Origin of the sequence: Chromobacterium piscinae (assembly GCF_021129175.1) — a bacterium.
Lineage (GTDB): Bacteria > Pseudomonadota > Gammaproteobacteria > Burkholderiales > Chromobacteriaceae > Chromobacterium > Chromobacterium piscinae.
This window is the reverse complement of record NZ_JAJOHV010000013.1, coordinates 42645-56951: the sequence shown is the minus strand read 5'-3', so window position 1 is coordinate 56951 and position 14307 is coordinate 42645. Positions and strand designations below refer to the sequence as shown.

At 65.1% G+C, this 14307-nt stretch carries 13 protein-coding genes; 8 read left to right on the top strand and 5 right to left on the bottom strand.

The window, feature by feature from the left end; genetic code table 11:
- The first annotated feature begins 157 nt into the window (after positions 1–157).
- Together LQR33_RS03560 and LQR33_RS03555 are read left to right on the top strand one after the other, a co-directional pair.
- Positions 158–943 carry a transporter substrate-binding domain-containing protein gene (locus LQR33_RS03560; protein WP_231467643.1) on the top strand — a complete coding sequence of 262 codons (786 nt, stop codon included), beginning with the start codon at positions 158–160 and terminating at the stop codon, positions 941–943.
- 72 nt (positions 944–1015) lie between these two features.
- Positions 1016–1678 carry an amino acid ABC transporter permease gene (locus LQR33_RS03555; RefSeq protein WP_231467641.1) on the top strand — a complete coding sequence of 221 codons (663 nt, stop codon included), beginning with the start codon at positions 1016–1018 and terminating at the stop codon, positions 1676–1678.
- Between the two features lie 53 nt (positions 1679–1731).
- On the opposite strand, the gene LQR33_RS03550 is transcribed toward LQR33_RS03555, so the two are convergent.
- Positions 1732–3495: an AMP-dependent synthetase/ligase gene (locus LQR33_RS03550; RefSeq protein WP_166440027.1), complete on the bottom strand. Its 1764-nt coding sequence runs from the start codon at positions 3493–3495 to the stop codon at positions 1732–1734.
- A gap of 233 nt (positions 3496–3728) precedes the next feature.
- On the opposite strand from LQR33_RS03550, the gene LQR33_RS03545 reads away from it, so the two are divergent.
- Together LQR33_RS03545 and LQR33_RS03540 are read left to right on the top strand one after the other, a co-directional pair.
- Positions 3729–4874, top strand: coding sequence for a trans-sulfuration enzyme family protein (locus LQR33_RS03545; RefSeq protein ID WP_166440026.1), 1146 nt, complete (start codon positions 3729–3731; stop codon positions 4872–4874).
- A 57-nt stretch (positions 4875–4931) separates the two neighbouring features.
- A complete protein-coding gene (locus tag LQR33_RS03540) occupies positions 4932–5987 on the top strand; it encodes an NAD(P)H-dependent flavin oxidoreductase (RefSeq protein ID WP_231467639.1) in 1056 nt (351 codons plus the stop codon).
- Here LQR33_RS03540 and LQR33_RS03535 read toward each other — a convergent pair.
- On the bottom strand, positions 5984–6919 hold the full coding sequence (locus tag LQR33_RS03535; RefSeq protein WP_221665801.1) for an isoaspartyl peptidase/L-asparaginase family protein: 936 nt from the start codon (positions 6917–6919) through the stop codon (positions 5984–5986). The two genes, LQR33_RS03540 and LQR33_RS03535, sit on opposite strands and share 4 nt — an antisense overlap.
- Before the next feature lie 64 nt (positions 6920–6983).
- Between LQR33_RS03535 and LQR33_RS03530 the strand changes: the two genes are divergently transcribed.
- Together LQR33_RS03530 and LQR33_RS03525 are read left to right on the top strand one after the other, a co-directional pair.
- A complete protein-coding gene (locus LQR33_RS03530) occupies positions 6984–7382 on the top strand; it encodes an NUDIX domain-containing protein (RefSeq protein WP_166440023.1) in 399 nt (132 codons plus the stop codon).
- A gap of 34 nt (positions 7383–7416) precedes the next feature.
- Positions 7417–8208: a ferredoxin--NADP reductase gene (locus LQR33_RS03525; protein WP_221665802.1), complete on the top strand. Its 792-nt coding sequence runs from the start codon at positions 7417–7419 to the stop codon at positions 8206–8208.
- Positions 8209–8417: 209 nt separating this feature from the next.
- On the opposite strand, the gene LQR33_RS03520 is transcribed toward LQR33_RS03525, so the two are convergent.
- Both LQR33_RS03520 and LQR33_RS03515 read right to left on the bottom strand, forming a co-directional pair.
- The gene (locus LQR33_RS03520) at positions 8418–9032 is read right to left on the bottom strand and encodes a LysE family translocator (RefSeq protein ID WP_231467637.1); all 615 of its coding nucleotides are present in this window, start codon (positions 9030–9032) and stop codon (positions 8418–8420) included.
- A 117-nt stretch (positions 9033–9149) separates the two neighbouring features.
- Positions 9150–9704, bottom strand: a complete 555-nt coding sequence (locus LQR33_RS03515) for a GNAT family N-acetyltransferase (RefSeq protein ID WP_166440020.1) — start codon at positions 9702–9704, stop codon at positions 9150–9152.
- Between the two features lie 131 nt (positions 9705–9835).
- On the opposite strand from LQR33_RS03515, the gene LQR33_RS03510 reads away from it, so the two are divergent.
- Together LQR33_RS03510 and LQR33_RS03505 are read left to right on the top strand one after the other, a co-directional pair.
- Positions 9836–10465, top strand: coding sequence for a LysE family translocator (locus LQR33_RS03510; RefSeq protein ID WP_166440019.1), 630 nt, complete (start codon positions 9836–9838; stop codon positions 10463–10465).
- Between the two features lie 130 nt (positions 10466–10595).
- Positions 10596–11519: a GGDEF domain-containing protein gene (locus LQR33_RS03505; RefSeq protein WP_166440018.1), complete on the top strand. Its 924-nt coding sequence runs from the start codon at positions 10596–10598 to the stop codon at positions 11517–11519.
- 62 nt (positions 11520–11581) lie between these two features.
- Here the strand turns inward: LQR33_RS03505 and LQR33_RS03500 are convergent, their stop codons facing one another.
- On the bottom strand, positions 11582–13840 hold the full coding sequence (locus LQR33_RS03500) for an arginine/lysine/ornithine decarboxylase (RefSeq protein ID WP_231467635.1): 2259 nt from the start codon (positions 13838–13840) through the stop codon (positions 11582–11584).
- Positions 13841–14307 lie beyond the last annotated feature (467 nt).

The following is a 14307-nucleotide window of genomic DNA, read 5'->3' as shown; positions in this document are numbered from 1 at the left end:
TTTCAGCCTCGCCTATTTTGGCGGGGTTTTTTTTTGTACGCCAAAGCATGTCATTGGCTTTGGATGAAACGATAGGTGATCTTGTCGTAAATCATATCTTTCTGATATTCTAACGGTTATATTTTGTGGATTTTATATATAAAAAGGTTATATGTATATGAAGAAATGGGTGACGGTTCTGTTGCTTGCGGTTTTGGGTAGTCAAGCCTATGCGGCAGACCTGCTGGAGACGGTGAAGCAGCGCGGCATACTGAAGATCGCGCTGGAAGGCACTTACCCGCCGTTCAACTTCAAAGACGCGAAACAGCAGCTGACCGGTTTCGACGTTGAGATCGCCACCGAGATCGCGCGCCGGATGAAGGTGAAGCCGGAGTTCGCCACTGCGGAATGGAGCGGTTTGCTCGCAGGTCTGCAGAGCGGCAAGTTCGACATCGTCGTCAACCAGGTGGGCGTGACCGCTCAGCGCCAGGCGGTGTTCGATTTCAGCCAGCCTTACACCTACTCCAGCGCCCAGCTGATCGTGCGCAAGAACGAAAGCCGCGTCTTCAAGAACCTGGCCGACCTGAAGGGCAAGAAGCTTGGCGTCGGCCAGGGCAGCAACTACGCCGACATGGCCAAGGCCGCGGCCGGCGTGCAGGTGAAGACTTACCCCGGCGCGCCGGAATATTTGCAAGATCTGGCCACCGGCCGTCTGGACGCGGCGCTGAACGACAGCTTGCTGATCCCGTTCGCGATCAAGCAGGCCAAGCTGCCGCTGAAGGCCGGCGCGCCGGTGGGCGACGTGGCGACGATGGCGATCCCGTTCGCCAAGGGCAATCCGCAATTCAAGTCCGAGATCGACAAGGCCCTGGCCGGCATGAAGGCGGATGGCACCTTCCGGAAGATTTCCGTGAAGTGGTTTGGCATCGACGTGTCCAAGGCGCCTGCCGCGGCGAAGAAATAAGCCGGTTTGTGATAGCATGAACCGCACGCCCCTGCTTTAGCGGGGGCGTCGGTTTTTCAGGGAAGGGATGGAATGAGCGATTGGATGGCTCTGTTCGAGGCGGCGCTGCCGGTGCTGCTGCAGGGCGCGGCGCATACGCTGCTGTTCGCGCTGGTGGCGATGGTGCTGGGCCTGGCGCTGGGTTTCGCGGTGGCGATGGTGCGGGTGGCGAAGCTGCCGGTCTTATCGCAGCTGGCGACGTTCTATGTCAGCGCGATGCGGGGCACGCCCCTTCTGGTGCAGATTTTCGTCATCTATTACGGCTTGCCCGGCGTCGGCCTGGAGCTGGACCCGGTGCCGGCCGGCGTGCTGGCCCTGACGCTGAATGTGGCGGCCTATCTGTCGGAAAGCCTGCGCGGCGGCATCGCGGGAGTGGCCAAGGGGCAGTGGGACGCGGCTTTCTCGCTGGGTTTCACCTGGTGGCAGACGATGCGACATATCATCGCGCCGCAGGCGCTGCGTTTGTCGGTGCCCAGCTTGTCCAACAGTCTAATCTCGCTGATCAAGGATACTTCGCTGGTATCGGTGATCACTGTGACCGAGCTGATGCTGGCGACGAAAGAAGTGATCGCCCAGACCTTCCAGCCTTTACCGCTGTATCTGGCCGCGGCCGCCATCTATTGGGCGCTGAGCGCGCTGTTCGAGCGCTTGCAGCGCCATGTGGAGAACCGGCTCAATCTGGCGCATCAGCGCTGAGCCGTTGTTGGTTTCCGCCATATGAAAAAGCCCCGCGTCGCGGGGCTTTTCGTTTACGCCGGCTCCGGCATGCCGTACATGCCGTCTATCAATATGCGGCAGCGTTCGGTGATCACCTTGCGGCGCAGCTTCAAGGTGGGCGCCAGCTCGCCGGCGTCCACGCACCACGGCTTGTCCAGCAGCGAAAACTTCTTGATGTGCTCCCAGCTGCCGAAGTAACGGTTGAAGCGCTTGACCTCGCGGTCGATCAGCTCCACCACCTTGGGGTGGCGGCTCATCTCGCAGTCGGTGGTGTAGGAGATGCCGTGCTCGGCGCACCATTCCTTCAGCTTCTCGAACAGCGGCACGATCAGCGCGGCCGCGTATTTCTGGCCGTCGCCCACCACCATGATCTGGTCGATGAAGGCCGACTCCTTCAGCTTGTTCTCCAGCGCTTGCGGCGCGATGTACTTGCCGTTGCTGGTCTTGAACATTTCCTTCTTGCGGTCGGTGATGCGCAGGTAGCCGTTCTCCAGCACGCCGATGTCGCCGGTGTGCAGCCAGCCGTCGCGCAGCGCGTCCGAGGTCTGTTCCGGCTCCTTGTAGTAGCCGGACATCACGTTGTCGCCGCGCACTAGAATCTCGCCATCGTCGGCCAGGCGCACTTCCACGCCGGGCAGAGGCAGGCCGACGCTGCCGATGCGCACGCCGCGGGCGGTGAACGGATTGGCGGAGATCACCGGCGAGCTCTCGGTCATGCCGTAGCCCTCGGCCACGGCGATGCCGGCGGCCCAGAACATCCGCGCCAACCGCGGCTGCAGCGCGGCGGAGCCGACATTGATGGAGATCAGCTCGCCGCCCATCGCCGCGCGCCACTTGCTGTACACCAGCTTGTCGGCCAGCGCGTGCTGGATCGCGTCCAGCGGCGAGCGGCGGCGGTTGGGGTCGAAGCTTTCGGCGCGGGCCAGCGCCCATTGGTAGATGCGGCGCTTGGCGCCGGTCAGGTCGCGCGCCTTGCCCACCAACTTCTCGTGCACCTTCTCAAGCACGCGCGGCACGGAGCTGAAGGTGTGCGGCTTGACGTCGGCCAGCGCCGACGACAGGCATTCCACGCTGGCGAAATAGATGCCGGTGCCGCTGTACAGATAGTAGAACACGCCGGCGCGCTCGAAGATGTGCGACAGCGGCAGGAAGCTCAGCGCGCGGCAACTGCCCTGCGGCAGGCCGGTGAAGGCGGCGGTGGCCACCACGGTGCTCAGTACGTTGCGGTGGCTCAGCATCACGCCCTTGGAGCGGCCGGTGGTGCCGGAGGTGTAGATGATGGTGTAGACATCGTCGGCGCGCGCGGCGTCGCGCAGCGCGTCCAGCTCGGCCATCCGCTCCAGGCGCGCGCGCTCGGCGATCTCGCGCCAGGAAGGCACGCCGTCGATGTCGGCCAGGCCGTAAATCGGGCAGGACAGCTTGCCCAGCGCCTCGTGCAGTTTTCGCTGCAGCGCAGCACTGCCGGCGAAGGCCAGCTTGACCTCGGCATGCGTCAGGATATAGCGTGCATCATCAAGGGTGATGGTGGGATACAGCGGCACGCTGACCGCGCCGATTTGCTGCAGCGCGATATCCACCAGCACCCATTCGATGCTGTTGTCGGCGGCGATGGCCACCTTGTCGCCGCGCTGGATGCCCATTTCCATCAGGCCCAGGCTGACGCGGTTGACGGTGTCCCGGACCTCGGCCGTCGACAGTTGCCGCCAAGCCTTGCCGGACTTCGCCGCCAGGCAGTCTGGGCGGGGATGATTGGCGAGCTGGTGGGACAGGATGTCAAAAACGCGTTCTAGCTTCATGCAAACGATGGTTTTAATGCGAAACGCAGCAAAATAGCCCTATTGGCGGCCGCTGTAAAGTAAAAAACGGCGCTAGCTTGGCGAAAATCAGGACAATTTGCCGATATTTGCTCGCAATTGACCTGAAATTTTGGCATCGTGATGAAATGAGCATGGCAAATGCATGATTTGCAAGGAGTTAGGGTTTGATTGTCGGGCAATTTGGCCCAAGCTCATGATTTAGAAGGATTTTCGTGAAATTCGCTACCCGCGCCATCCATGTCGGCTACGACAACGCCGAGCACAACCGCTCGGTGATGCCGCCGCTGTACCAGACCTCGGCCTTCGCCTTCGACCACGTCGGCGAAGATTTGCGCTACGCCTACGCCCGCACCGGCAATCCGACCCGCAGCGCGCTGCAGGACTGCCTGGCCAGTCTGGAGGAGGCCAAGCACGGCCTGGCCTTCTCCAGCGGCATGGCTGCGATAGACGCGGTGCTGCGCGCCTGCCTGAAGCCCGGAGACGAAGTGATCGCGGTGGCCGACCTTTACGGCGGCGCTTACCGGCTGCTGACCCGGGTGATGGAGCCGGCCGGCATCAAGGTGAGTTTTGTCGACCTGTCCGATCCGGCGCGGCTGGAAGCGGCGATCACGCCGGCCACGCGGCTGCTGTGGCTGGAGTCGCCGACCAACCCCTTGCTGGGCATGGTCGACATCGCCGCGCTGTCCGCCATCGCGCGCCGCCACGGCGTGAAGGTGGCGGTGGACAATACCTTCGCCACTCCCTATCTGCAGCGGCCGCTGGCGCTGGGCGCGGACATCGTCGTGCATTCCGCCACCAAATATCTGGGCGGCCACTCCGACGTGCTGCTGGGCTTGGTGGCGGTCAGCGACGACAGGCTGCACCACGACATCCGCTTCCTGCAGAACGCCGCCGGCGCGGTGCCGGGGCCGCAGGACTGCTTCCTGACGCTGCGCGGCATCAAGACGCTGGCGCTGCGGATGGAGCGCCATTGCGACAGCGCCGAGAAGGTGGCGGCCTGGCTGCTGGAACAGCCGGCGGTGGCCAAGGTGTTCTATCCCGGCTTGCCAGAGCATCCGGGGCATGAGCTGGCGAAGCGGCAGATGAAGCGTTTCGGCGGCATCATCAGCATCCGCCTGAAGGACAACAGCCGCGAGGCGGCCAGCCGGGTCGCGCAGAAGCTGAAGCTGTTCGCGCTGGCGGAGTCGCTGGGCGGCGTGGAGTCGCTGGTCAACCACAGCTACACGATGTCTCACGGCGGCATGCCGGCCGAGCAGAAGGCGGCGCTGGGCATCGTGGAGGGCGGCCTACGGCTGTCGATAGGCATCGAGGATCTGGACGACATTCTGGAAGATTTGGCGCAGGCGCTGCGCGATTGATCGAACCGGGCGCGGGGCCCGGCTAGCTGGCAAGACCCTAGAACAAGGAGAATACGGATGTCTGCAGCGAAATGGCAGCAATTGCAACTGAAGTTGCCGGTGATACAGGCGCCGATGGCCGGCGGCGCGACCACGCCGCAACTGGCGGCGGCGGTGGGCGAGGCTGGGGGCTTGGGCTTTCTGGCCGGCGCGCTGCTGTCCCCGGCGCAGATCAGGGAGGAGGCCGGCAAGATCCGCGCCTTGAGCGACAAGCCGTTCGGGATCAATCTGTTCGTCCAGGGACGGCCGCAGCCGAACCAGGATGAGTTGGCGCTGGCGTTGGACCTGCTCAAGCCCTTGCACGCGGAACTAGGCTTGGATGCGCCGGCCGCGCCGGACAGCTTCTGCCAGCCTTTCGACGAACAGCTGGAAGCGGTGCTTGAGTTGAAGCCGGCGGTGGCCAGCTTCGCCTTCGACATCCTCGACGCGGCGCAGATGCGCGCGCTGGGCGACGCCGGCATTTTGGTGGTCGGCACCGCCACCAACCTGGCCGAAGGACTGGCCTGGGCCGCGCTGGGCGCGGACGCGGTGTGCGCGCAGGGGCGGGAGGCCGGCGGCCACCGCGGCACCTTCATCGGCGAGCAGCGGCAGTCGCTGCGGCCGATGCTGTCGCTGACCTATGAGTTGGCGCAGAATCTGCCGCTGCCGGTGATCGCCGCCGGCGGCATCATGCACGGCGGGGACATCGCGGCGGCGATGCGGCACGGCGCGGTCGCCTGCCAGTTGGGCACCGCTTTCCTGCGCTGCCCGGAGTCAGGCATCTCGCCGCTGTGGAAACAGGCGCTGGCGACGGCGAAGCCGGGCTCCACCCGGCTGACCCGGGCGTTTTCCGGCCGTTATGCGCGGGGCCTGGACAACCGCTATATGGAAGAGATGGCGCAATGGCAAGACAGGCTGCCCGCTTATCCGGTGATGAACGCTCTCACCGGCGCGATGCGCGCGGCCGCAGCCAAGGCTGGCCGCAGCGAGCTGATGTCGCTGTGGGCCGGCGAGGGCGTCGCCGACGCGCGCGAACTGCCGGCCGGCGAACTGATCGCCCAGTTGCAGGCGGAGTGGCAGGCCGCCTACCGCTAGTCTTCGCCGCGGTAGATAGCGACGGTGCGCAAGCCCGCGCCGTCTATCGACGCCCGGTACATCCCCTCGCAATTGAAGGGCAGCGCCACCTGGCCGTAGCGGTCGACGGCGACTACGCCGCCAGTGCCGCCCATGGTCAGCAACTGACCATAGACCAAGGCGTCGCAGGCCTGGGCCAGGCTTTCGTCCAGATGGCGGACCCGGGCCGAGATTTCATGTCCGGCTGCGGCGCGGACGAAGTATTCGCCGTGGCCGGTAGCTGACACCGCGCAATAGGCGTCGGCCCAGGTGCCGGCGCCGATCACCGGGGTGTCGCCGATGCGGCCCGGCCACTTGGCGGTGCGGCCGCCGGTGGAGGTGGCCGCCGCCAGCCGGCCTTGCGCGTCCAGCGCCACCGCGCCGACGGTGCCGTGCTTGCGGTCCTCGGAGATATCCTCGTCCGAGCCGCCGTTGGCAATCCTTTCCTTTTCCGCCAGCAGCGCTCGCCAGCGCTTGTCGGTGTGGAAGTATTCCGGCGGCCGCATCTCTAATCCTGCCCGGCGGGCGAAATCTTCCGCCGCCGCATACCCCAGCGTCACGTGGGGCGTGCGCTCCATCACCGCCCGCGCCAGCAGCACCGGGTTGCGCACGCCGGAAAGGCCGGCGACGCTGCCGGCGTCCTGGCGGCTGCCGTCCATCACGCCGGCCTCCATTTCCTGCTTGCCGTCCAGATTGAACACCGAGCCGCGGCCGGCATTGAACAGCGGATCGTCTTCCAGCGCGCAGACGGCCGCGCATACCGCGTCCAGCGCCGAGCCGCCGCCGCGCAGCACCGCGTGGCCGGCCTCAAGCGCCTGTTCCAGGCCGGCGCGGTAGGCGCGCTCCAGTTCGGCGTCCATGTCGCTGCGGCGCAGGGTGCCGGCGCCGCCGTGCAAGGCGAGGGCGATGGTCATGTGTCGATCTCCAGGGGGGCGAGTGGACTGTTAGCATGAGGCTTTTGATGGGAGTTCGCCAGAGATGCGCAACGACGACGGTGCGGCGACCAGCGTGCTGGTTTTGTTGATAGGCAAGGATGGTTACTGGTGGCAGCGGCGCGCGTGGGACGACGACAGTCATCCGGGTTGCTTGGACTTCGCCGCTGGCGGCGGCATTGAGCCGGGCGAGACGCCTTTGGCGGCAGCCGAGCGCGAGTTGGCGGAAGAGTTGGGCGTCTCCGGCCTGCCCTTGCGCGCTGTCGGCGTGATGAGGCTGGATGGCGAGCGCTGCGCGCTGTACCAGGCGCCGCTGCCCGAATCCTGGCGGCTGGGACCGGAGGTGGCGGAACTGCTGGCTATGCCGTTGCAAACACTGCGGGAGCAAGCCTTGCATCCGCAGCTGGCGGACTGGCTTGGCAAGGCGGGAGGGGCGGGCGCATAATAGTCGAGTAAATTACTCAACAATTGGAGTGAAGATGGACGCCGCGCTGGAAGCCGAGATTCAACAGAAATACACCGTTGAAACCATCACCGACATGAAGCGCTGGACCGACAAGCTGATCAGCTTCCGGCTGACGCGGCCGGATGGCTTCCGCTTCGCGGCCGGCCAGTTCGCCCGGCTGGGCCTGCCGCTGGAGAGCGGCGGCCAGGTTTGGCGCGCGTATTCGATGTGCTCGGCCGAGTATGACGAGTTTCTGGATTTCTATTCCATCGTGATGCCGGAAGGCCAGTTCAGCTCCCGCCTCGCCAAGCTGCAGCCGGGCGCGGAGGTGATGCTGGACAAGCGCGCGATGGGCTTTTTTCAGGCAGAGCGCCTGCCGGCAGGCCGCGATTTGTGGCTGATCGCCACCGGCACCGGCATCGCGCCATTCTTGTCCATTCTGAAGCAGCCTGGGGAGTGGCAGCGCTTCGAGCGCATCGTGCTGGCGCATTGCGTGCGCGAGACTGCGGAGCTGTCGTTCCAGGACGAGATCGCCGCCTTGCGCGACCATCCGCTGTGGCATGAACATGGCCACAAGCTGCAATACCTGCCGGTGGTGACGCGCGGCGCGCCGGAAGGCATGCTGAGCCAGCGCGTGCCGGCCCTGCTGGAAAACGGTGAGCTGGCGGCGCGGGCAGGGATCGAGATGTCGCCGGAGCACAGCCGTTTCATGTTGTGCGGCAACCCCAAGATGGTGGAAGACACGCACCGCCAACTGATGAAGATGGGCTACCGGATGACCCGGCAGAACGCGCCGGGCCATATCGTGCTGGAAAACGGCTGGTAAGCGCCTTGCGCCGCTGACAAAACCCCTGATGCTGCGTTGCGCCGACTTGCCGTACTGATTGTACTGTCTGCGTCGGCGCCTTGCCTCAGGCGCTTCGCTGGGTTTTGTCAGCGGCTTTTGTGAGCCGTCAATAACCCCTGACGCTGCGTTGCGCCGGCTTGTCGTACTGCTTGCACAGCCTGTGCCGGTCTGAGATTGGTCAGCCGCGCTTAACGATTGGAGGCGGCCAGCAGGCTGCCGAACACGAGGAAGCTGGCGCCGCTGGCCTTGTTGATCAGGTGGCCGCCGCGCTCGTTGTCCAGCCAACGCCGCAGCGAGTGCGCCAGCAAGGCGTAAGCGCTGTGGATCAGCACCAGCAGCGCGCTGTAGCTGCTGACCAGCAGCAGGAAGTCGCTGGTGTAATGGGCGCTGCCGGCGGCGATGAACTGCGGGAAGATGGCCAGGAAGAAAAAGATGGACTTGGGATTGCTCAACTGCAGCAGCATGCCGCCGGCGAATTGCCGCCAGGGTCCGGTCCGCTTGGCTTCCGGCGCGTGGAAACGGAAGGCCGGCGCGCGCAGCAGCTTGATGCCCAGGTAGAACAGATAGCAGGCGCCCAGCCACTTCAGCGCGGTGAACGCCAGCGCCGAGGTGGCCAGCAGCAGGCCCAGGCCGGTGGCGGACAGCGCGGCGACGATGAAGCTGCCGCCGGCGACGCCGAGTATGCCGGGCAGGCTGCCGCGGAGGCCGAAACGCAGCGCGTTGCCCAGCGAGTTGAGCACGCCGGGGCCGGGCGTCAGGATGGCGAGGCTGGCCATCAGCAGGAACAACAGATAGTGGTGCATCGGGTTTTTCCTTAAGAGCCGCCAACAAAAATCCTGATGCTGCGTTGTGCCGACTGGCCGTACTGTCTGCGTCGGCGCGCCCTGCCTCAGGCATAAAGCAGCATTTTGTTAGCCGCGCTAAGCCACGGCCAGCGCGCTTTCCTCGCGCAGCAGCGACAGATTGATCAGGTCCTGGTAGCGGCCCAGCCAGAATCCGGCCTGGCGGGCTCGGCCTTCCGTCTTGAAGTCCAGCCGTTCCAGCAGTTTCAGCGAAGCCTGGTTGTCCGGATGGACCTGGGCCTCGATCCGGTTCAGCTCCATATGTTCGAAGCCCCAGGCCAGCGCGGCGCGCAGCGCCTCGCTCATCAGGCCTTGCCCCTGCCGGCCGCGCGCCAACTCATAACCTAGCGTGCAGCAGCGCCAGCCTGGGTTCCATTTGAACAGGCCGATGCTGCCGATCAGGGGGCCGCCTTCGCGCGGAGCCAGTCCCCAGCGGACGCCGGGCGCGGGCAGGTTTCGCCAGCCGGCGAACTTCTCTACCATTTGCCGGGCTTGTTCCAGCGTGGCGAGTGGGTCGGTGCCGAACCAGCGCATCGCGTCGGCGTCGCCGTGGATGCCCAGCAGCGCCGGCGCGTCGTCCAGCGTGATTTCGCGCAGCGTCAGCCGCGGGGTATGCAGAGTGGGGAAGTCCATTCATTCTCCTGATCAGGACAAATAGATATACCCTAAACGCTGCGGCTCTTCAAACATGGGTGCGCAGCTGTTCGTGTCCGGATGATGCCGGTATGATGAATGCCTTCGTCACCGATAACGGAGCCCCGCGCATGCCCACTCTGTCCACCCTGCTGTTGTTCTCCCTCGCCTGTCTCGCGCTGGCCGCGACGCCCGGGCCGGACATGCTGCTGATCGCCAGCCGCAGCGCGGGACAGGGCTTGCGCGCCGGCTTCGCCACGCTGTTCGGCATCCAGATCGGCACCTATTGCCACGCCTTGCTGGCGGCGCTGGGCCTGGCACAGTTGTTCGTGCTGGTGCCGATGGCCTACGATGCGGTGCGCATCGCCGGCGCCGCCTATCTGCTGTATCTGGCCTGGACCACCTTGCGCAGCAAGAGCGTGCTGCGCGCGGCCGAGCCCGGCTCCGACGGCAAGCCATTGGCGCGCATCGCGCTGCAGGGGCTGACCACCAATCTGCTCAACCCCAAGATGGCGCTGTTCGTGCTGGCGCTGTTTCCGCAGTTCGTCGAGCCGCAGGCCGGCCCGGTTGCATTGCAGATCATGCTGCTGGCCACGGTGCTCAACGTGGTGGGCTTCGGTGTCAACGCGCTGGTGATCGTCGCTAGTGGCCGCATGGGCCGAGCGTTGGCGGGCGGCAAGGGCGGACGCTGGCCGCAATATCTGCTGGCGACGGTATTCGGCGGCTTGGCGCTGCGTCTGCTGGCGGCGGGGCAGAAATAAGCTGCGCTGATCCGGTCTGTGGCGCTTAATCCCATAGCCGGTTTTGCTCTACTATGGTTTATGACCGCCGTCCGCACAGGACGGCGGCGGGCCGATGGACATCGGCCCGGGTGCCGCCGGATGCCAGTGTATGAAGCCTGCCGAAGAAGACCAAGACATCGCCTCCCGCCTGATGTCGCTGCAACGGGATTGTCCGCTGCTGATCTCCCTGTTCGACGAACGCGATTGCCTGCGCTACGCCAACCCGGCTTTTTGCGCGGCGCTGGGCGTGGCGCCGGACGAGCGCGTCAGCTGGGAGCAGCTGATGCGGCGCAATTATCAAAAACGCCAGGGCACGCAGATCCAGACCCGGGATTTCGAGTCCTGGCTCGCGTCGGCGAAATCGCGGCGCGCTAAGTTGCCGTTCCGCGCGTTCGAGACTGATCTGGCCGACGGCCGCTGGATCTGGATGACCGAGACCACGCAGACGGGCGGCTGGATGCTGTGCGTCGGCAGCGAGATCACCGAGCTGCGCGTCGGCGAGCGCGAGCTCAGGCAGGCGCGCGACTTGGCGCAGCGTGCGGCGCTGACCGACCCTTTGACCGGCATCGGCAACCGCGGCCACATCCTGCAGCAGATGGACGGCCTGGTGGAGCAATACCATGGCGGCGCCTGCCAGGCCGCCGCGGTGGCCATCCTGGACCTGGACAATTTCAAACTGATCAACGACCTGAAAGGCCATCTGGCCGGCGACGCGGTGCTGCGCGATTTCGCGCATAGGCTGCAGCCCTTGCTGAAGCCGCATGACAGCTTGGGGCGGCTGGGCGGGGAGGAATTTCTGCTGCTGTTGCCTGGCAGCGGCCTGGAGCAGGCGGAAGCGTTGATACGGCTGATTCTGGCCGATGTGCAGTCGTCGCGGCCGCTGGCGGATGACCCGGCGTTTTCCTACACCTGTTCGATCGGAATGTCCTTGCTTCGCGCCGGCGACGATTTATCGGCACCGCTGGGCCGGGCCGACGAAGCCTTGTATCAAGCCAAGGCCGGCGGGCGCAATACCTGGCGCGTGCGGCTTTAAGTTGGGCGCGGCATGAAAAAAGGCGGGATCGCTCCCGCCTTTGTCGTTTCCGGCCCCGCGTCTTATTGCTTGACGCAGTCCACGCAGTAAACCTTGCGATCCTGTACGTCCACTGCCACCAGGCCGTGGACGTCGGTTTCGAAGCCCGGCAGCTCGCGGTTGAAGGCCTGGGCGAAGCGCAGGTAGTCGACGATGGTCTTGTTGAAGCGCTCGCCCGGGATCAGCAGAGGGATGCCCGGCGGGTAGGGAGTCAGCAGCACCGCGGTGACGCGGCCTTCCAGCTGGTCCACCGGCACTCGCTCGATCTCGCGGTGCGCCATCTTGGCGAAGGCGTCGGCCGGGCGCATCGCCGGCTCCATGTCGGACAGGTAGATGTCGGTGGTCAGGCGCGCCACGTCGTGCTTGGTATACAGGCCGTGGATGCGCTGGCACAGGTCCTGCAGGCCGACGCGCTCGTATTGCGGATGCTTGGCGACGAACTCCGGCATCACGCGCCACAGCGGCTGGTTTTTGTCGAAATCGTCCTTGAACTGCTGCAGCAGCGAGATCAGCGTGTTCCAGCGGCCCTTGGTGATGCCGATGGTGAACATGATGAAGAAGCTGTACAAGCCGGTTTTTTCCACCACCACGCCGTGTTCGGTCAGGTACTTGGTGACGATGGCAGCCGGGATGCCCATTTCCTCGAAGCTGCCGTCCACGTCCAGGCCGGGCGTCAGCACGGTGGCCTTGATCGGGTCCAGCATGTTGAAGCCGTCCTCGATGCCGGCGAAGCCGTGCCAGCGCTCGTCGGGGCGCAGCGTCCAGTCGGTCTGGTCGCAGATGCCGTCGTCGGACAGATCGTCCGGGCCCCATACGCTGAACCACCAGTCGCGGCCGTATTCCTCGTCGACCTTGCGCATCGCGCGGCGGAACTCCATCGCCTCGACCAGCGATTCCTCCACCAGCGACTGGCCGCCCGGCTGTTCCATCATCGCGGCGGCCACGTCGCAGCTGGCGATTATCGAATACTGCGGGCTGGTCGAGGTGTGCATCAGATAGGCCTCGTTGAACCAGGCGGTGTCCAGCTGGCGGTTCTGCGGGTCCTGCACCAGGATCTGCGAGGCCTGGCTGATGCCGGCCAAGAGCTTGTGGGTGGACTGGGTCGAGAAGATCAGGCTGTCCTCGCAGCGCGGACGGCCTTCGCCTATCGCGTGGAAGTCGCGGTAGAAGTCGTGGAAGCTGGCGTGCGGCAGCCAGGCTTCGTCGAAGTGCAGCGTGTCGACCTCGCCGTCGAGCAGGCCCTTGATCTCCTCGACGTTGTACAGGATGCCGTCGTAGGTGGACTGGGTCAGCGTCAGGATGCGCGGCTTGCGGTTCGGATGCTTCTCCAGCATTTCGCGCGCGAACGGGTTGGCCAGGATCTTGCGCTTGATGGTGTCCGGATGGAACTCGGATTTCGGGATCGGGCCGATGATGCCGTAGTGGTTGCGCGTAGGCATCAGGAACACCGGGATGGCCCCGGTCATGATGATGGCGTGCAGATTCGACTTATGGCAGTTGCGGTCCACCAGCACGATGTCGCCGGCGGCGACGCAGCTGTGCCAGACGATCTTGTTCGACGTGGACGTGCCGTTGGTGACGAAGAACAGGTGGTCGGCGTTGAAGATGCGGGCGGCGTTGCGCTCGGACGCCGCGACCGGGCCGGTGTGGTCCAGCAGCTGGCCCAGTTCGTCCACCGCGTTGCAGACGTCGGCGCGCAGCATGTTCTCGCCGAAGAACTGGTGGAACATCTGGCCCACCGGGCTCTTCAGGAAGGCCACGCCGCCGGAGTGGCCGGGGCAGTGCCAGGAGTAGGAGCCATCGTAGGCGTAGTCCACCAGCGCGCGGAAGAACGGCGGCGCCAGGTTGTCCAGGTAGCTCTTGGCCTCGCGGATGATGTGGCGGGCGACGAACTCCGGCGTGTCCTCGTGCATGTGGATGAAGCCGTGCAGCTCGCGCAGGATGTCGTTGGGGATGTGGCGCGCGGTGCGGGTCTCGCCGTACAGGTAGACCGGGATGTCCGGATTGCGGCGGCGGATCTCGGCGACGAAGCCGTACAGATTGCCCAGCGACTCTTGGGCCGAATCCACGGTCTGGAATTCCTCGTCGTCAATCGACAGGATGAAGCCGGCGGCGCGGCTTTGCTGCTGGGCGAAGGACGTGAGATCGCCGTAGCTGGTGTAGCCGATCACGCTCATGCCTTCCGCCTCCATGGCGGCGGCCAGTTCGCGGATGCCGGAGCCGCTGGTGTTTTCCGAGCGGAAATCCTCGTCGATGATCACGATGGGGAAGTGAAAACGCATACCTGAGTCCTTGTTGCTGTTAACTCGGACACTGCAGCGGAGCCGATGGCGTCACCGGACTTTGCCGCGGCAATGTCGCTAGGTGCGCGTGGGGCGCAGATCTGTACGCACGGGCAGAAGAACGGGTCTTCGCCGCCGCCCTGGAGGCTGGCCTTGAGGCGCGAAATAGTGGGCTGGGCCTTGCCTGGAGAGGGCGAGCCGCCGTGTCTGGACAACAGGCGGAGCGCCGCGCCTGGCGCGGAACAGCCGATCTAAAACAGGGTCGCTTTGCGCCGCGGTCCGTACCTGGCGACCATCGGTCGCTTCACGTCAGCCGGCCTGGAGAACATCCCAAGAAGCGCGCATTGTAGACCTTTTGCCTGTCATGTTGTTGTGCGTTGCGGTAGATGGCGTGAAAAAATCGCGCCTTGAACAATCGCCCGGGGCAAGAGGAGGGGGGCAACCCGGCCCACATGCCCTTCTGGGAT